The sequence below is a fragment of the Flavobacterium sp. genome (assembly GCF_044338735.1).
Lineage (GTDB): Bacteria > Bacteroidota > Bacteroidia > Flavobacteriales > Flavobacteriaceae > Flavobacterium.
The window spans coordinates 1-19,038 of sequence record NZ_JBIIWV010000023.1; the positions used below are offsets into that span (position 1 = coordinate 1).

Sequence of the window (19,038 nt, forward strand, 5' to 3'; positions counted from 1 at the left end):
ATTTTTTGTTGGAAAAAACTATTCTTTAAATCCAACCACATTCCAGGCAACTTACGTTCTTTAATAACTCGCAATGTAAGATCGTTTTGATCGGCTAATACAGTTCCTGTGGCATTAACATATGCTCCGTTTCCATCTGTTTTATATATATAAATTTCTTTATTACTGAATATAAATTCTTCATTTTGAGCAACCTTTATACTGTTGTTTAATAATTCGGTTCCTTTGTAGGGATCAACTAAAGATTTATCGTTTGAATAATACTTTTGAGCACTTTCAAAATTTTCAGCTGGGTCATAATCTCTTAAATAATAACCGTTTTCATAAACGTGTAGTTTAAATTTTGCGGTTTCAGAATTGCCATATACCGAATCCAATTCATAAATTCTTTCCCCAGCATCTGTTACCGATTTATAGGTGCTGTAATAAGGAACGTAAATATACACCGAATCAATTACGGGCTGATAGCCAATAGTAGGATTTGGCGATGAAAGTTCTACTTGACTTACAAAATGTGCTTTTGTAGTTCCAAAATAAGGATCTTTGTAAATACCTAAAGCATTAATTGGCAAATTGTTAGTTTGAACTGGACCTGTCGCTTTTGAATAAGCTGTAAGATTTTGAACTGGATATCTTTCTAGTACAAAATGATTCCCATCGATAAGATCAGAACCCAATGAATTAAAGTCTTTATCACAAGACACAAAACTTAAAAAACTTAAAACAATTACAACCGCCTTTACTATACTATACTTCATATTATAAAACTTGATTCTTAATGAACAAAGGATATACTTCCTTCATATTTTCTTTAGTGCCGAAAGGTAAAAAAGGTTTGTTTGAACTTTCTATAAATTTTGTTAAAGTTGGAGAAAGTGTTTCTGAACCCATAACAACAGCATCCGAATGCATCACCGAAAGTTTCATGATGTTTTCATAATTAGGTTTTTCAATCACCTCAACTGCTGATGCTTCAATAGCATCAAAAAGCACTTTATCAAGTAATTTTGTATCTAATTCGCCTTCAAAACCATGTTCGTATACCGAAGTAATAATCTTTGTTTCAGCAAAAATACCTTCGTCTTTATAATAATGTTTCAAATATACCGGAAGTAAGGCAGCCATCCAACCGTGAACATGAATTACATCGGGAACCCAATTTAATTTTTTAACCGTTTCAACAACTCCTTTTGCAAAGAAAATAGCACGTTCGTCGTTATCAGGATATAAAACTCCTTCTTCATCAGAAAAAGTAGCTTTTCGTTTGAAATATTCGTCGTTATCAATAAAATACACCTGAATTCTTTCTTTTGGAATTGAGGCTACTTTAATAATAAGAGGCATATCCATATCGTTTACCACTAAATTCATTCCAGATAAACGGATTACTTCATGTAATTGATGTCTTCTTTCGTTAATATTACCATATCTAGGCATAAAAATTCGTATTTGCCCTCCTAAATCATTAATCATTTTTGGCATTTCATACGATTGTAACGACACTTCGTTCTCTGCTAAATAAGGCACCACTTCAGATGATACATACAATATCCTCTTGTCTTCCATAATGTATTCTTGTTAATTATTGTTTTAAAAAACCTTGCAAAATTACAATATTTTATGGATTTATCCACTAAAATAGTAAGTTTGCACTTGAATTAACTATATTTAAAATGCTCATTTTAAACAAAAAGTCCGATTTAAGTGCTTTTTTAAGCCCCTTAAGCCATCAAAATAAGTCGATTGGATTTGTTCCAACGATGGGAGCGCTTCATGACGGACATTTGTCTTTACTCAAAAAATCGCTTGAAGAAAACGATGTTACCGTAATGAGTATTTTTGTAAATCCAACACAATTTAACAATGCAAACGATTTAGAAAAATACCCAAGAACATTAGAGGAAGATGTAAAAAAGATGGGTAAAATTAGCGATTCTATAATTGTATATGCTCCTTCGGTAAGCGATATTTATGAGGGAAATACCGTTTCGGAATCCTTTGAATATGACGGATTAGAACACCAAATGGAAGGCCAACACAGACCTGGGCATTTTGATGGAGTAGGAACAATAGTTAAACGTTTGTTTGAAATTATTAAACCTACAACCGCTTATTTTGGTGAAAAAGACTTTCAACAATTACAAATTGTAAAAAAATTAGTGGCGCTTTATGTCATTCCTGTTGAAATTATTGGCTGCCCAATTTTTAGAGAAGCAAATGGATTGGCCATGAGTTCTAGAAACGAAAGACTTTCTGAGAATGCCCGAAAAAAAGCAGCTTCTATATTTGAGATCCTTCAACAGGCAAAATTAAAATTTGAAAAACAATCTGTTTCAGAAACGATTCAATTTGTAAAAAAAGAATTTGAAAAACACCCTGAATTTGAATTAGAATATTTTGAAATCGCAGATGAAACAACACTTTTATCAACTGAAGTTAAAGAACCTAACAAAAAATACCGCGGTTTCATTGCTGTTTTCATTGAGAAAATTAGATTAATTGATAATATTTCACTAAATTAATTACCTTTGCATCATGCAAATTCAAGTAGTAAAATCAAAAATTCATAGAGTAACGGTAACCGGTGCCGATTTGAATTATATAGGAAGCATCACTATTGACGAAGCACTAATGGAAGCTTCAAATATTATAGAAGGCGAAAAAGTCCAAATCGTCAACCTTAATAATGGTGAACGATTAGAAACGTATGCTATAAAAGGTCCAAGAAATACAGGTGAAATCACATTAAACGGTCCGGCGGCAAGAAAAGTGCACCGTGGCGATATTGTAATCATCATTTCGTATGGAATTATGGACTTTGAAGAAGCAAAAAAATTCAAACCTACTTTAGTTTTTCCAAACGAAAAAGACAATTCCTTAACTTAATTTGAAAGCGACTATTCGTAAATTTTTTAGCTTACTAATACCCTTATTAATTGGTATTGGAATTATTTATTATCAATTTACAACGCTTACTCCATCTGAACTTGATAAAATTAAAATTAGCTTTTTAAAAGCCGATTATTTTTATATCTTATTGTCGCTCATTGTTGCTCTTTTTGGTTATTGGTCTAGAGCCTACCGCTGGAAATTTGCCTTACAGCATCTAGGATATCAAACCAAATTTCGTAATGATTTCATGACGGTTTGCGTTTCTTATTTAGTCAATTTGACCATTCCTCGTTCGGGTGAAATATCTAGAGCCGCACTACTAAAAAAATATGAAAAAGTGCCGTTTGACAAAGCTTTTGGAACTATTGTTGCCGAAAGAGTTGTTGACATGATCATTTTTTTACTTTTTGTCATGGTGGGTTTTGTATCACAATTTGATACTATATATACTTTTTTACTTGAAAAAAATCTACAATTTGAAACCTTACTATGGATTTCATTAGGTGGTTTTTTACTTTTTATACTTTTTATAGTAGTATGGATTTATGCCGAATGGAAGATCATTTTAAAACTTAAACAAAAATTATCGGGTTTAATTGAAGGCATGCTGAGCATTTTAAAAATGAAAGACAAATGGAGTTATATATTTCATTCCTTTTTTATTTGGTTTTCCTATCTCGTTATGTTTTATGTGACGATTTTTGCTTTACCAGAAACTGCTAACATCACGTTTGACGTTGTAATTATGGGATTTATTTTTGGTACAATTGCCGTCGGATTTACAAATGGCGGACTTGGAGCCTACCCTTTAGCAATTGCAATGATTTTTTCTTTATATGGAATTTCAAATGATATTGGTGTGGCTTTTGGTTGGTTAATTTGGACTTCTCAAACATTACTTACAATAGTTCTTGGTCTGTTATCTTATTTGCTTTTACCTGTGCTAAATAAGAAATAAATTAGTAAATTGCTCCTTCAATAAACCTAATAATTTCCCATGAAAATCAAACTGATTGTATGTTTTGTTTTGCTTGCTAATACCTTTTTTGGCCAACGAGTAACTGAGTCTATTGAAACTAAAAACATAGGAACCAGAGCGTTTACAGTTGTTACACCTCCTTCTTATGAGTCAAGTCCAGAAAAAAAATACCCAACCTTAGTTTTATTGGACGGTGAATATTTAGTAGATCCGTTTGAAGGTGCTTTAAAATATGGAAATTATTGGGATGATTTGCCCGAAATGATCATCATTGCAATTCATCAAAATAATGGAGATACCCGATTTAAAGATAGCGAATTTGACGATGCGGGATTTCCTTCGGGTTCAGGCGCTCAATTTTTTGAATTTATCGGGCAAGAATTATTTCCTTACCTTGAATCAAAATATAGAACGTTGCCTTTTAGAGTAATTGCAGGGCATGATACAACAGCAGGTTTTTTAAATTTTTATCTTTACAAAGACAACCCTATTTTTAATGGGTACATTTCATTGGCTCCCGAAATGGCTCCCGAAATGGAAAATCGCATTGCTGATCGACTTTCAAAATTAACAAAACCGGTTTTTTATTATCAGGCCACTGGAGAAAATGATTTAGCTGAAATTAATGAAAAAGCAACCGAATTAGACACAAATATTAAGGCAATTCCAAATCAAAAATTCGGTTATTTGAATGATACTTTTAAAGGGGCTTCGCATTACTCATTAGTTATTAAAGCAATTCCGAATGCACTTTATTTTATTTTTGATGGATATCAACCTATTTCGATGTTGGAGTTTCAAAACAAAATTCTAAAATTAGAATCCGGGTATACCGATTATCTCATAAAAAAATATGAAGACTTAAACACAAAATTAGGGTTACAAATTAAACCTAGATTGTCTGATTTTAAAGCAATTGAAGCAGCAATTATGAAAAATAAAGCTTATCCTGAATTTCAAACTTTAGCTGCTTATGCTAATAAACATTATCCGAAAACTATTCTTGGAACCTATCACCAGGCAATGTATTATGAAAAAACAGGCAACTTCAAAAAAGCATTAAAAGAATACCAAAAAGCTTTTTCTCAAGAAGAAATTAGAGAGTTAACCAAAGAATTTATGCTCAATAAAGCCGAAGCATTGAAAGGTAAAGAAGATAATCCAACAGAAGAAGCACCAACACTAACGCCTACCGAAGCACCTGCTGAAAAACAAGAATAAACGTCATGAGCAAAGTAAAAACCGCTTTTTTCTGCCAAAATTGTGGCACCCAATATTCAAAATGGCAAGGACAATGTAATGCTTGTAAAGAATGGAATACCATTGTAGAAGAATTGGTCCAAAAAGAAGAAAAAGTAGCTTGGAAAACCACTTCTGCTTCTTCAAAAGCGGCTACAAAACCATTATTGATTAAAGAAATTGACACCGCACAAGAAATCCGAATGAACACCACGGACAACGAATTGAATCGTGTTTTAGGTGGCGGATTGGTTCCAGGTTCCTTAACGTTATTAGGCGGCGAACCAGGCATTGGAAAAAGTACGTTGCTCTTACAAATTGCATTAAAATTACCATACAAAACGCTTTATGTTTCGGGAGAAGAAAGCCAAAAGCAAATTAAAATGCGTGCCGAACGCATTACCTCAACCGGCGATAATTGCTACATTTTAACCGAAACCAAAACCCAAAATATCTTCCGTCAAATTTTAGAAATTGAACCGGATATTGTGATTATCGATTCGATTCAAACCTTACATACCGATTATATTGAATCATCTGCGGGAAGTATTTCTCAAATTAGAGAATGCACGGCGGAGTTGATTAAATATGCCAAAGAATCCAATGTGCCTGTGTTGTTAATTGGACACATTACGAAAGACGGAACCATCGCCGGACCCAAGATTTTGGAACACATGGTCGATACCGTTTTACAATTTGAAGGTGATAGAAATCACGTGTATAGAATTTTACGTTCGTTAAAAAACCGTTTTGGTTCTACTGCCGAATTAGGAATTTACGAAATGCAAGGTTCGGGTTTACGAGAAGTGGATAATCCCTCTGAAATTTTGATTTCGCACAAAGACGAACAACTTTCAGGAACGGCAATTGCGACTACTTTAGAAGGCATGCGCCCGTTGATGATAGAAATTCAGGCGTTAGTTAGCACGGCGGTTTATGGAACTCCGCAACGCAGCACTACAGGTTACAATGCCAAACGACTAAACATGATTTTAGCCGTTTTAGAAAAACGTGCAGGTTTTAGATTAGGCACAAAAGACGTGTTCTTAAACGTAACCGGAGGAATCTCAGTAGAAGATACCGCCATTGATTTAGCCGTTGTGGCTGCTATTTTATCCTCAAACGAAGACATTGCCATTGCAGAAGGTTTTTGCTTTGCCGGAGAAGTAGGCCTTTCAGGCGAAATTAGACCCGTTAACCGCATTGAACAACGCATTCAAGAAGCCGAAAAATTAGGTTTTACGACCATTTTTGTTTCCAAACACAATAAAATTTCCTTAAAAAACACGGGAATCAAAGTAGTTTTAGTAGCGAAAATTGAAGATGTGGTGAGTGAGTTGTTTGGGTAGAAATTACTTTTTTACATACTCCAAAATATCAGCTGGCTGACAATCTAAAATTTCACAAATGGCTTCTAAGGTAGTCAACCGAATTGCCTTTGCTTTCCCTGTTTTTAAAATGGATAAATTAGCTGTTGTAATACCCAATTTTTCTGCTAATTCTGCCGAACGCATTTTTCTTTTGGCTAACATGACATCTAAATTGATGATGATTGGCATAATTAAAAAGTTAAATCGTTTTCTTCTTTTATACTTTTTGCAATGGTAAAAACTTCGCTCAAAACTAAGAAGAATAAACCTAATGAAAACAATAAAACAAAAGGATTCAATCCTAAACTCAATGAAATATTATTTTTTATTATTTCTAGAATGAAATTAGGAATTCCTCCAAACAAAGCTGATAAAATAATAACAAACCCTAATCTCTTCATTAGACTTACAATTTCCAGATCAAAAATAATTTTCAATTGAAACAAGCGCAATAACTTTCTAAACAGAAACAAACCATAAATAATTAGTGAAGCAGAAATACATAAAAACCCAAAAAGGACTTTAGTTTTTAAATCAACCACTTCTAAAATAGTGCCATTAATTTTAATTGGAATATCGAGAGGTTCGCTATCTAAAAAAACTACACCCATAAAAAATAATAAAAAAGGACTTGAAAAAAGTGCTGTAATCCAAACAAAATCCACAATACCTTTTAAAAAATTTAATTTTCTCATCTTTTTAAGTTTTAAAGTTTGAGACAAAAATATAAAAAATTATTGTTTTACAATAATAAAATATTAAATTTTGATAATTTTTTAAATCCCTTCCAACAACTCCAACGCCTTATTCACTGATTTAACATTATCAAAAGTCAGTAATAAACGTAAGCCGTTTTTGGTTTCTTTTTCCTTCATTTTACACACGGTGCCGTTGCGTTGGGCAAATTGTAGTACGTTCATAAAACGGTTACTTTGGTAGAAATTACTTTGTTGGTCGCCAATAAAATAACCCACCATTTTGCCTTGTTTCATGAGTAAACGTTCAATTCCCATTGCAGTGGCTTTCCACTTGATGCGCACGCTATTGAGTAAAGCAATGGCTGGTTTTGGTAACGCTCCAAAGCGGTCAATTAGTTTTTGTTCAAATTGTTGCAAGGTAGCTTCGTCTTTAATTTGGCTCAACTCGTTGTATAAATTCAAACGCTCAGTAATGTTGTTGATGTATTCATCTGGGAACAGCAATTCGAAATCGGTATCAATTTGAATGTCTTTGACAAATTCTTTGGTTTCAATGTCGTTTTCTTCTTGGTACAAGTCTTTGAATTCGTTTTCTTTCAATTCATCAATGGCTTCGTTCATGATTTTTTGGTAGGTATCAAAACCAATTTCATTGATAAAACCACTTTGTTCACCACCTAATAAATCACCCGCACCCCGAATTTCCAAATCTTTCATCGCAATATTGAAACCGCTTCCTAGTTCGCTAAATTGCTCCAAAGCCGTAATACGTTTTTGCGCTTCTCCCGTCATCATTGAATAGGGCGGCGTAATGAAATAACAAAACGCTTTTTTATTACTTCTACCTACACGACCACGCATTTGGTGCAAATCAGATAATCCGAAATTATTGGCATTGTTAATAAAAATCGTATTCGCATTCGGCACATCTAAACCGCTTTCGATAATGGTGGTTGCGACCAAAACGTCAAATTCGCCTTCCATGAACGCCAACATCAATTCTTCGAGTTTTTTACCCTCCATTTGACCGTGACCGATGCCTACTTTGGCACCTGGCACCAATCGTTGAATCATTCCGGCTACTTCTTTGATGTTTTCAATACGGTTATTAACGAAAAACACTTGACCACCCCGCTGAATTTCATACGAAATGGCATCACGAATGGCTTCTTCGTTAAAACGAATCACATGCGTTTCAATGGGATAACGATTTGGTGGAGGCGTTGTAATTACTGATAAATCGCGCGCTGCCATCAATGAAAACTGCAAGGTTCTCGGAATCGGAGTGGCAGTTAAAGTCAACGTATCAACATTTGTAGCAATGGTTTTCAATTTGTCTTTTACGTTCACTCCGAATTTTTGTTCTTCGTCGATAATCAACAAACCTAAATCTTTAAATACCACATTTTTATTCACCAATTGATGGGTGCCAATTAAAATATCGACTTTCCCTTCTTGTAATTTTTGAAGCGTTTCTGATTTTTGTTTCGCCGTTCTAAAACGGTTCAAATAACTCACGGTAACCGGCATGTTTTTCAAACGTTCGGAAAATGTTCTAAAATGTTGATAGGCTAAAATGGTTGTTGGTACTAAAATAGCAACTTGTTTTCCGTTGTCCACCGCTTTAAAAGCCGCACGAATCGCAACTTCTGTCTTTCCGAAACCTACGTCACCACAGACTAATCGGTCCATCGGACGTTCGTTTTCCATATCAGCTTTTACATCGGCTGTAGCGGTAATTTGGTCGGGCGTATCTTCGTAAATGAATGAACTTTCTAATTCTTTTTGTAAATAACTATCGGGTGCAAACTGAAAACCTTTGTCTAATCTTCGCTTCGCATACAACTGAATTAGGTTGAAGGCAATGTGTTTTACGCGCGCTTTTGTCTTTTGTTTTAAGGTTTTCCAAGCGTTGCTTCCTAATTTATAAATTTTAGGTGGCAGGCCGTCTTTCCCATTGTATTTTGAGATTTTATGCAGCGAATGAATGCTCACATACACGATATCGTTATCGGCATAGACCAATTTTATCGCTTCTTGCGTTTTGCCTTCCACTTGAATTTTCTGCAAACCACCAAATTTTCCTATTCCGTGATCGATGTGCGTTACATAATCGCCTACCGACAACGAAGTCAGTTCTTTTAACGTAATGGTTTGTTTTTTGGAATAACCGTTTTTAATGGAAAACTTATGGTAACGCTCAAAAATTTGATGATCGGTATAACAGGCAATTTGATTTTCTTCATCAATAAATCCTTCAAATAAAGGTAACACCATGGTTTTGTATTGCTTGCGAATACTTTCTGAATTGGCTTCGTCAATATCTTCAAAAATATCATGGAAACGACTCGCCTGATTTTCATTAGAACAACACAAATAATTTTTGTAACCATTGAAATGATTCTCGCCCAAATTATTCAATAACAAATCGAATTGTTTATTAAACGAAGGTTGCGGTTGAATATGAAATTCAACTTTTTTATCGGTTTTGAAAACCGCATTGGCATGCAATTCAATCACTGAAAAATCGAGTGCGCGTTTTAAAAATTGTTTTTGATTTAAAAATAAATCTTCGGGTGGCGTATGCTGAATATCTTTGGATAATTTATCGAAAGCTTCATTGGCCTTGTCGAATAATTTATCCAATTGTTGTCCTAATAATTCGGTATTCTGAATCACTAAAACCGTTTTTTCGTTGATATAATCCAAAAAACTTTCGCGGTTTTCTTGCAACAATTTATTTTCAACATTTGGAATGATTGAAATCTTCTTTAATTTTTCAATTGATAATTGGGTTTCGACATCAAAACTTCGGATGCTATCGATTTCGTTGCCGAAAAATTCGATTCGGTACGGATTATCATTGGAAAACGAAAACACATCGATAATTCCACCACGAACGGAAAATTCGCCTGGTTCGGTAACAAAATCAACCCGTTTGAAATTGTATTCAAATAAGGTTTCGTTAATAAAATCAATGGAAAATTTGTCTTCCACAGATAGTTTCAACGTGTTTTTCTCTAGTTCTTTACGGGTAACCACTTTTTCAAAAATGGCTTCGGCATAGGAAACAATTATTGCTGGTTTTTTTCGAGAATTGATTCGGTTTAACACCTCAGCACGCAACAAAACGTTGGCGTTATCTGTTTCTTCAATTTGATAGGGTCTTCGGTACGAACTTGGATAAAAAAGTACGTCTTCGGAATTGATTAATTGCTCTAAATCGTTTAAATAATACGCCGCCTCTTCTTTATTATTGAATAAAATCAGGAACGGAAGTTCAGCCTTTTTAAACAACGAATGCATCACAAAAGACAATGAAGAGCCAACCAAACCCGTCATTTGAGACTTTTGGCGTGCTGCGAATGTGCTTTCTAAAACGGCAATCTTGGGTGACTTATCGTAAATAGATATTATGTCGGACTTACTCAAAATGAATTATTTATTTTTATCTGAAAGTTCCATTTTTTGCTTCATTAAATCAGGTCGTGCATTGCGAGTTGTGTCTAAAGCTTTTAGCATTACATCTTCCCCTATTTCTTTTGGAATGGCTTTTTTAATGATGATTTCGTCCCATTGGCTATAAAGTCCTTTAATTTCTTCATTTATTTCAGGGATGAGTCTGGCTACTTTTTGTTCTGGAATGATATTCAAATATAAATACATTTCTAACGATTTTATTTTGGTGTTTAAAGTAGTAATGCGACTCAATATTTGAGGTTTATTGTATTCTAATGGAATGGTTTGTGTCAGTGCATCTGCTTTTGAAGCAATGTTTTTCGTTTTTAATTGAAATGCTGATAAAGTTGATTTAGGTTTTTGTAATAATTCTATTTCAAACTGTCTCCACGCATTCCATGTGTTCAAAGTAGTAGTTACTTCTGGTCTTACATTAGGCACATTAAATTGCCACATTTTTGAAATATTCTTAAAAACGGCATCATTTTTCTGGGCGATTTTTTGGGCATCTAATTGTTGTTGCGCATCATTTTGACACGAACTCACTGCAAACACAAAAAGAATAAATGGTATTATAAAACGAATCATGATAGAATTTTAAAAAACAAAGGTACAAATGTTTATAAAACAAAAGTATAAAGTGCCTTTATCTTAACACCGATTTGATAAACAATGAAGTATTTTTTAAGCATTTTTGCTAATAGTTTAAATTTAAGAAGTATAAATTCAAAGTATTTATTTATTGAAAATAGTATGAAAAAACCCATTTTCATTGCTACGAAAACGTTATATTTGTTTCCTATTTTTTATGCTATCAAATGGATACAAAAATTTTAATTATTGGGGCTTGTGGCCAAATAGGTACTGAACTTACTGCAAAATTAAGAGCTACTTACGGTGTAAACAACGTGGTTGCTTCTGATATTCGAAAACTGAATAACGATGTAGTAAATAATGGTATTTTTGAAGTTATAAACGCTTTAGACTACAATCAAATAGAACATTTAATTGAGCAATATCAAATTACCGATGTGTATTTGATGGCAGCTTTACTTTCGGCAACAGCAGAGAAAAATCCGGCATTTGCTTGGGATTTGAATATGAATTCATTGTTTCATGTTTTAAATTTAGCCAAAGCAGGAAAAATTAAGAAGATTTTTTGGCCTTCTAGTATAGCGGTTTTTGGACCTACAACACCAAGACATAATACGCCACAATATACCATTATGGAACCTTCAACCGTATATGGTATTTCAAAACAAACAGGAGAACGATGGTGTGAATATTATAACAAGCAATATGGAGTTGATGTTAGAAGTATTCGCTATCCAGGGTTAATTAGTTGGAGCACAGAAGCCGGTGGCGGAACTACCGATTATGCAGTAGACATTTATCATAAAGCCATTACTGAAGGAAAATTTACTAGTTTTTTAACGGAAAATACAGAATTACCGATGATGTATATGGATGATGCGATTAAAGCGACTATTCAAATTATGCAAACACCAATTGAGCAAATTAAAATACGTTCTTCGTATAATTTAGCTGCAATGAGTTTTACGCCGAAGCAAATTGGCGAAGAAATTCAAAAACAATATCCTAATTTTGAATTGAGTTACAAATCTGACTTCCGTCAAAAAATTGCAGATAGCTGGCCTGCAAGCATTGATGATGCTTCTGCAAGACAAGATTGGGGCTGGAAAAATGATTTTGACATACAAAACATGACAATTGATATGTTTCAAAATTTAAACGAACACATTTACAAAAAATAATTATTTTTTATAAGTACGTAATAAAGCGTCTTCAATAGGCGCTTTTATTTTTACTACTTCATCGGTAATATCGTTAGGAATTGTCATCGAAAGCACATAATGTTTTATTTTCCATTGTCCGTTTTCTTGCACCAAAACTCCTGAACCGTGACATAATTTCATTTGCGTACTTAACAATTCATCAAACCAAACTAAATTACCATCCTTGCTAAAATAAATATTGCGCTCTATGGCTTTAAAATTCCATGCTTTCCCTTTGTCAAAATAGGGTTTTGCAAACGCTTGAAATTGTTTTTTGTTCCAATTTTCAGTAGCATCTGTGCCAATATAAATTGATTCATCAGCCATTGCGCTAAAATAAGCATCAAAATTAACTTCAGCGGCTGCTTTATGCCATTGATCTAAAAAATAGGTGATTTCTTTCTTTTGAGATTCACTATTTTGAGCCGACAAAAAACCAGAAAAGAGCACAATAATAAATGATATTTTTTTCATATTTAAATTATTAGTTTATCCAAAAATACAAAAAAAATACAAACCCGTTTTATTTAGACTACCTTGCAAGAACTCGTCCTATCGAGAAACAAAAAAATGGAAGATTCTTTTGAAGCTTTAATTGCGAGTTATATAGCTACAAAAGTAGGTATGGTTGAAAATTTTATCGGAACATCATTGAGCAAACACTTAACCGATACTATTTTGGCACTTCATCAAAAAGAATTGTTAATTCCTGCAGGCGTTGGCAACATTCAAAAACTGCAGCACAATCAGTTAATCAGAAAAGATGTTATTTATTGGTTAGACCGAAAAAATAATAATATTTATGAGAATGAATTTCTAACCCAAATTGAAGCTTTTATTTGTTATTTAAATGAAAGTTGTTTTGCCGGAATTACGAGTTATGAATTTCATTATTCGTTATATGAAAAAGGCGCTTTTTATCGCAAACATTTAGATCAGTTTCAAGATAATTCGAGTCGGCAATTTTCATTAATTAGTTATTTGAATTTGGATTGGAAAATAGAAGATGGAGGAGAATTATGCATTTACCAAGAAGAAAATATTCAAAAAATTAGTCCTACAAACGGCAAGACCATTTTTTTTAAAAGTAACGAACTCTTGCATGAAGTTTTAGTAACTCAAAAACAGCGATTAAGCATCACCGGATGGTTAAAACGATAAAAAAATACTATTTTATTTAGAATTGTTTTAAATAAGCTATTTTAAGGAAATAAATAACAAACGTTTATCTTTTGATTTTTGAGAATTAAATAATGCAATGTATATTTGTGCCTATTTTATTAACCTTAATTTTAAAAGCGATGCAATCGACACAATTTGATTATTTTCCAATCCTGATGCAACTAGGTTTAGCGGTTGGTTTTGTGGTAGGAACCATAATATTTTCAAATTATCTAGGTCCAAAAAGAAGTTCTGAGAGCAAAGATAAAAACTTTGAATGTGGTATCGAGTCTGTTGGAAATGCACGTATTCCATTTTCTGTAAAATATTTTTTAGTAGCCATTCTTTTCGTCTTATTTGATGTAGAGGTAATTTTCTTGTACCCTTGGGCAGTTAATTTCAAAGAATTAGGCATGGACGGGATGATTAAAATGGTTATTTTCATGTTGTTGCTGTTAGTTGGCTTTTTCTATATCATCAAAAAGAAGGCGCTAGAGTGGGAATAAATTAACAATTGTTATGAGTACAAAAACAAATATGGTTGCTCCGCCAGAAGGAGTTGTTGGAGAAGGGTTTTTTGCTACGAAACTAAATGATGTTGTTGGTTTAGCAAGAGCAAATTCATTATGGCCTTTGCCTTTTGCCACTTCGTGTTGTGGTATTGAATTTATGGCTACGATGGCTTCACATTATGATTTAGCCCGATTTGGATCAGAACGTGTAAGTTTCTCACCTCGTCAAGCGGATATGCTAATGGTTATGGGAACTATTTCAAAAAAAATGGCGCCTATTTTACGTCAAGTTTATGAACAAATGTCAGAACCTCGATGGGTAATTGCTGTTGGAGCATGTGCTTCATCAGGAGGTGTTTTTGACACATACTCTGTGCTTCAAGGAATTGATAAAGTAATTCCAGTAGATGTTTATGTGCCCGGTTGTCCTCCAAGACCTGAACAAATTGTGGATGGCGTTATGCGATTACAAGAATTAGTAAAAACCGAATCGACAAGACGAAGAAACTCTCCAGAATATATAGAATTATTAGCTTCTTACAACCTATAAAAATGGCTATAGAAACGGCAATTATACAGGAAAAAATAGAACAAAAATTTGCAAACAAGGTGTCAAACTTTGGTATGCAAAAAGATGTTTTTTCTTTTGAAGTCACTTCAGATTCAATTCGCGAAGTGATTCTTTTTCTTAAAGAAGAAGAAGACACCAATTTTCACTTTTTAACCGATTTATGCGGTGTTCATTATCCAGACAATATGATTGACCAACAATTTTGTGTGGTGTATCATTTACACAATTGGATAGAAAATACGCGAATTAGAGTAAAAACCTATTTGAACGGAGCGCAACCAGAAATAGCCTCAATTTCAGACATCTTTTTATCTTCTAATTGGATGGAACGTGAAACATATGATTTTTACGGAATAAATTTCATGGGGCACCCACAGTTGAAAAGAATTCTAAATATGGATGAAATGGTTTCTTTTCCAATGCGAAAAGAATTTCCAATGGAAGATAACGGAAGAACCGATAAAGACGATCGATTCTTTGGAAGAACAGCAAATTGCTAAATAACTATTTATAATTTTTCACATTTATAAAATGTCAGAACTATTATTACCACCTGAGCATCGATATGCTAAAATAATTAATGAAAAACGCAATGATGACGGCAGTGAGTATTCAATACTTAACTTAGGCCCTACGCATCCTGCCACCCACGGAATTTTTCAAAACATTCTATTAATGGATGGCGAACGAATTGTTGAAGCAGAGCCAACCATTGGTTATATTCACCGCGCGTTTGAAAAAATTGCAGAAAATCGTCCTTTTTACCAAATTACCCCTTTAACAGACCGAATGAATTATTGTTCGTCACCTATTAATAATATGGGGTGGTGGATGACGGTTGAAAAATTATTGGATATTGAGGTGCCAAAAAGAGCCCAATATTTAAGAGTAATTGTAATGGAATTAGCTCGAATTGCCGATCATATTATTTGTAATTCTATTCTAGGTGTCGATACCGGCGCTTATACCGGATTCTTATATGTGTTCCAATTTAGAGAAAAAATATACGAAATCTACGAAGAAATTTGTGGTGCTCGATTAACGACCAACATGGGAAGAATTGGTGGTTTTGAAAGAGAATGGTCTGACGAAGCTTTTAGAAAATTAGACGTATTTCTAGAAGAATTCCCAGTGGCTTGGAAAGAATTTGAAAACTTATTTGAACGCAATCGTATTTTTATTGACCGTACAGTTAATGTGGGACCTATTTCTGCAGAAAGTGCAATGGCCTATGGATTTACGGGCCCAAACCTTCGTGCTGCTGGAGTAGATTATGATGTAAGAGTAGCACAACCGTATTCTTCTTATGAAGATTTTGAGTTTATTGTACCGGTTGGAAAATCAGGTGATACTTATGACCGTTTCTGTGTGCGTAATGCCGAAGTTTGGGAAAGTTTGAGCATCATTCGTCAAGCGTTAGCTAAACTACCAGAAGGCCCTTATCATGCCGATGTTCCTGAATATTATTTGCCTCCAAAAGAAGATGTTTATACTACTATGGAAAGCTTAATTTATCACTTTAAAATTGTGATGGGTGAAGTGCCAATTCCAGTGGCAGAAATATATCATCCGGTTGAAGGAGGAAACGGAGAATTAGGATTCTATTTAGTAACCGATGGTAGTAGAACGCCCTATCGTTTACATTTTAGAAGACCTTGCTTCATTTATTATCAAGCTTATCCAGAAATGATTAAAGGAGCATTGTTATCGGATGCCATTGTAATACTATCAAGTTTAAATGTAATTGCAGGAGAATTAGACGCATAAATTATGGAAAGAACGCAATACAAACAAGAAATAAATATGACCGAAGCATTGATGAATCGTATCAATGAATTAATCAGTCATTATCCAGAAGATAAAAGAAAATCAGCTTTACTTCCTGTACTTCATGAAGTGCAAGATGCACACGATAACTGGTTAAGTTTCGAACTTCAAGATAAAGTTGCCGAAATTTTACACATTAAACCCGTTGAAGTATATGAAGTAGTTTCTTTTTATACGATGTTCAATCAAAAACCTATTGCAAAATATATGTTCGAATTTTGCCGAACAGCTTGTTGTGCAACAAGAGGTGTAGAAGATTTAATGGAATATGCATGTGAAAAAATTGGGGCTAACTTAGGTGATATTTCTTCTGACGGAATGTTTCAAGTAGTTGGTGTAGAATGTTTAGGAGCTTGCGGCTATGCGCCAATGCTCCAATTAGGTGATTTTTACCACGAAAAACTTACTGAAGAAACGTTTGACCAATTGATAGAAGATTGTAAAGCTGGAAAAATAACATTACACGATAAATAGTGCCATGGGAAAAAAAATATTATTAGAAAAAATAAATATTCCAGGTATCAAAACCTATGAAGTTTACCGTCAAAATGGTGGTTATGCTTCAGTGGAAAAAGCTTTAAAAACAATGACCCCTGATGAAGTAACCGAAGAAGTAAAAACTTCGGGTATGCGAGGACGTGGTGGTGCAGGATTCCCTATGGGAATGAAATGGAGTTTTATCGATAAAAAATCGGGGAAACCGCGCCATTTAGTTTGTAATGCCGACGAATCTGAACCGGGTACTTTTAAAGATCGCTATTTAATGGAGCACATTCCTCATTTATTAATTGAAGGAATGATTACCTCTAGTTTTGCGTTGGGAGCCAACTTATCTTACATCTATATTCGTGGAGAATATATGTGGGTATATAAAATATTAGAAAGAGCCATCAACGAAGCCAAAGCGGCAGGATGGTTAGGAAAAAATATTATGGGTTCAGGTTTCGATTTAGATTTATATGTTCATGTTGGAGCTGGAGCTTATATCTGTGGAGAAGAAACAGCCCTTATCGAATCGCTTGAAGGAAAAAGAGGTAATCCTCGTATTAAACCGCCTTTCCCGGCAATTAGCGGTTTATGGCAAAATCCTACCGTAGTAAACAATGTAGAATCAATAGCTGCTGTGCCTTGGATTGTAATGAATTCGGGAGCAGAATATGCTAAAATAGGAATAGAACGTTCAACAGGAACTAAGTTAATTTCGGCTTCAGGGCACATTAAAAACCCGGGTGTATATGAAATTGAATTGGGTGTTTCTGTAGAAGAATTCATCAATTCGGATGAATATTGTGGCGGAATGATAGACGATCGACCATTAAAAGCATTAGTTCCTGGAGGATCATCTGTGCCAATTTTACCCGCGCATTTGATCTACAAAACAGCCGCTGGAACTGATCGCTTAATGACTTATGAATCGTTATCGGATGGTGGTTTTGCAACAGGATCAATGTTAGGTTCGGGCGGATTTATTGTTTATAACGATACCACTTGTATTGTTAGAAACACTTGGAATTTCTCTCGTTTTTATCATCATGAATCGTGTGGCCAATGTACGCCATGTCGTGAAGGAACAGGTTGGTTAGAAAAAGTATTACACCGCATTGAAAACGGTCACGGACGTGAAGAAGATATCGAATTATTATGGAGTATTCAATCTAAAATTGAAGGAAACACCATCTGCCCATTAGGAGATGCTGCTTCTTGGCCAGTAGCCGCGGCTATTCGTCATTTTAGAGAAGAATTTGAATACCACGTAAGATTCCCAGAAAAAGTAAAAAATAGAAACCACTTTGTTGCAGAACCTTTTGAAAAGGTAAAACATTTGGTAACAAAATAAGAATAAGTCAATAGTAAAATATATTTATTTTTCGATAGAAAGACAAAAAAAATGAAAGTAACAATAGACGGTCAAAGTGTAGAAGTAGCACCAGGAACAACCATCCTGCAAGCTGCTCGTATGATTGGAGGAGAAAGTGTTCCGCCAGCCATGTGTTATTATTCAAAACTAAAAGGAAGTGGCGGTAAATGTCGTTGTTGTTTAGTAGAAGTTTCAAAAGGTAGCGAAGCCGATCCAAGACCAATGCCTAAACTTGTAGCCTCATGTGTTACAGGTTGTATGGATGGAATGGAAGTGAATAGCAAAAACTCAGATAGAGTTACAGAAGCTAGAAAATCGGTTACCGAATTTTTATTAATCAATCACCCACTAGATTGCCCAGTTTGTGATCAAGCTGGAGAATGTGATTTACAAAATTTAAGCTTTGAACACGGAAAATCGCAAACCCGTTTCATCGAAGAAAAAAGAACCTTTGAACCCGAAGATATTGGTCCGAATATTCAATTACACATGAACCGTTGTATTTTATGCCAACGTTGTGTGCAAGTAGCTGATCAATTAACAGATGATCGTGTTCATGGCGTTATGGATCGTGGTGACCATGCTAATATTTCAACCTGTATTTCAAAAGCTATCGACAATGAGTTTTCAGGAAACATGATTGATGTATGTCCTGTAGGCGCCTTGACCGATAAAA

21 protein-coding genes are annotated in these 19,038 nt (G+C 34.3%); 14 read left to right on the top strand and 7 right to left on the bottom strand.

Translation table 11 applies throughout. The features are described from left to right. Positions 1-758 (bottom strand): DUF4270 family protein (locus tag ACIQZC_RS02905; protein ID WP_396137738.1); only part of this gene is annotated, 758 nt, incomplete at its 3' end. A gap of 1 nt (position 759) precedes the next feature. After that, positions 760-1,566 carry a glycogen/starch synthase gene (locus ACIQZC_RS02910; protein WP_396137740.1) on the bottom strand — a complete coding sequence of 269 codons (807 nt, stop codon included), beginning with the start codon at positions 1,564-1,566 and terminating at the stop codon, positions 760-762. Between the two features lie 107 nt (positions 1,567-1,673). Between ACIQZC_RS02910 and panC the strand changes: the two genes are divergently transcribed. The 5 genes from panC to radA are packed head-to-tail and all read left to right on the top strand — an operon-like array spanning position 1,674 to position 6,459. Then, positions 1,674-2,522 (top strand): pantoate--beta-alanine ligase, encoded by an 849-nt coding sequence (gene panC, locus ACIQZC_RS02915; protein ID WP_396137742.1) that lies wholly within the window; start codon positions 1,674-1,676, stop codon positions 2,520-2,522. A 13-nt stretch (positions 2,523-2,535) separates the two neighbouring features. Next, a complete protein-coding gene (panD, locus tag ACIQZC_RS02920; RefSeq protein ID WP_396137743.1) occupies positions 2,536-2,886 on the top strand; it encodes an aspartate 1-decarboxylase in 351 nt (116 codons plus the stop codon). A 1-nt stretch (position 2,887) separates the two neighbouring features. Next, the gene (locus tag ACIQZC_RS02925) at positions 2,888-3,850 is read left to right on the top strand and encodes a YbhN family protein (protein ID WP_396137744.1); all 963 of its coding nucleotides are present in this window, start codon (positions 2,888-2,890) and stop codon (positions 3,848-3,850) included. Positions 3,851-3,889: 39 nt separating this feature from the next. Next, a complete protein-coding gene (locus tag ACIQZC_RS02930) occupies positions 3,890-5,092 on the top strand; it encodes an alpha/beta hydrolase (protein ID WP_396137745.1) in 1,203 nt (400 codons plus the stop codon). Positions 5,093-5,097: 5 nt separating this feature from the next. Then, positions 5,098-6,459 carry a DNA repair protein RadA gene (gene radA / locus ACIQZC_RS02935; RefSeq protein WP_396137746.1) on the top strand — a complete coding sequence of 454 codons (1,362 nt, stop codon included), beginning with the start codon at positions 5,098-5,100 and terminating at the stop codon, positions 6,457-6,459. Positions 6,460-6,462: 3 nt separating this feature from the next. Here the strand turns inward: radA and ACIQZC_RS02940 are convergent, their stop codons facing one another. The 4 genes from ACIQZC_RS02940 to ACIQZC_RS02955 all read right to left on the bottom strand — a co-directional run bounded on the left by ACIQZC_RS02940 (position 6,463) and on the right by ACIQZC_RS02955 (position 11,225). Beyond that, positions 6,463-6,669, bottom strand: a complete 207-nt coding sequence (locus ACIQZC_RS02940) for a helix-turn-helix domain-containing protein (RefSeq protein ID WP_396137747.1) — start codon at positions 6,667-6,669, stop codon at positions 6,463-6,465. A 2-nt stretch (positions 6,670-6,671) separates the two neighbouring features. Further along, positions 6,672-7,175 carry a DUF2975 domain-containing protein gene (locus ACIQZC_RS02945; RefSeq protein ID WP_396137748.1) on the bottom strand — a complete coding sequence of 168 codons (504 nt, stop codon included), beginning with the start codon at positions 7,173-7,175 and terminating at the stop codon, positions 6,672-6,674. A gap of 81 nt (positions 7,176-7,256) precedes the next feature. After that, positions 7,257-10,520, bottom strand: a complete 3,264-nt coding sequence (gene mfd / locus ACIQZC_RS02950) for a transcription-repair coupling factor (RefSeq protein ID WP_396137759.1) — start codon at positions 10,518-10,520, stop codon at positions 7,257-7,259. 96 nt (positions 10,521-10,616) lie between these two features. Beyond that, positions 10,617-11,225 (bottom strand): hypothetical protein, encoded by a 609-nt coding sequence (locus tag ACIQZC_RS02955; RefSeq protein ID WP_396137749.1) that lies wholly within the window; start codon positions 11,223-11,225, stop codon positions 10,617-10,619. 230 nt (positions 11,226-11,455) lie between these two features. Between ACIQZC_RS02955 and ACIQZC_RS02960 the strand changes: the two genes are divergently transcribed. Next, on the top strand, positions 11,456-12,412 hold the full coding sequence (locus ACIQZC_RS02960; protein WP_396137750.1) for an NAD-dependent epimerase/dehydratase family protein: 957 nt from the start codon (positions 11,456-11,458) through the stop codon (positions 12,410-12,412). Here the strand turns inward: ACIQZC_RS02960 and ACIQZC_RS02965 are convergent, their stop codons facing one another. Beyond that, entirely contained in the window at positions 12,413-12,907 is a 495-nt protein-coding gene (locus ACIQZC_RS02965) for a nuclear transport factor 2 family protein (RefSeq protein WP_396137751.1), read from the bottom strand. Positions 12,908-13,003: 96 nt separating this feature from the next. Between ACIQZC_RS02965 and ACIQZC_RS02970 the strand changes: the two genes are divergently transcribed. The 8 genes from ACIQZC_RS02970 to ACIQZC_RS03005 all read left to right on the top strand — a co-directional run. Further along, positions 13,004-13,594: a 2OG-Fe(II) oxygenase gene (locus ACIQZC_RS02970; RefSeq protein ID WP_396137752.1), complete on the top strand. Its 591-nt coding sequence runs from the start codon at positions 13,004-13,006 to the stop codon at positions 13,592-13,594. 140 nt (positions 13,595-13,734) lie between these two features. Further along, positions 13,735-14,100, top strand: coding sequence for an NADH-quinone oxidoreductase subunit A (locus ACIQZC_RS02975; protein ID WP_396137760.1), 366 nt, complete (start codon positions 13,735-13,737; stop codon positions 14,098-14,100). Between the two features lie 13 nt (positions 14,101-14,113). Continuing rightward, a complete protein-coding gene (locus tag ACIQZC_RS02980) occupies positions 14,114-14,656 on the top strand; it encodes an NADH-quinone oxidoreductase subunit B (protein WP_396137753.1) in 543 nt (180 codons plus the stop codon). Positions 14,657-14,658: 2 nt separating this feature from the next. Then, on the top strand, positions 14,659-15,177 hold the full coding sequence (locus ACIQZC_RS02985) for an NADH-quinone oxidoreductase subunit C (RefSeq protein ID WP_396137754.1): 519 nt from the start codon (positions 14,659-14,661) through the stop codon (positions 15,175-15,177). A gap of 31 nt (positions 15,178-15,208) precedes the next feature. Next, complete coding sequence (locus ACIQZC_RS02990) at positions 15,209-16,444, top strand: NADH-quinone oxidoreductase subunit D (RefSeq protein WP_396137755.1); 1,236 nt, start codon at positions 15,209-15,211, stop codon at positions 16,442-16,444. 3 nt (positions 16,445-16,447) lie between these two features. After that, positions 16,448-16,978, top strand: coding sequence for an NADH-quinone oxidoreductase subunit NuoE (nuoE, locus tag ACIQZC_RS02995; protein WP_396137756.1), 531 nt, complete (start codon positions 16,448-16,450; stop codon positions 16,976-16,978). Between the two features lie 4 nt (positions 16,979-16,982). Further along, positions 16,983-18,341, top strand: coding sequence for an NADH-quinone oxidoreductase subunit NuoF (gene nuoF / locus ACIQZC_RS03000; RefSeq protein ID WP_396137757.1), 1,359 nt, complete (start codon positions 16,983-16,985; stop codon positions 18,339-18,341). Positions 18,342-18,392: 51 nt separating this feature from the next. Then, positions 18,393-19,038 (top strand): 2Fe-2S iron-sulfur cluster-binding protein (locus ACIQZC_RS03005; RefSeq protein WP_396137758.1); only part of this gene is annotated, 646 nt, incomplete at its 3' end.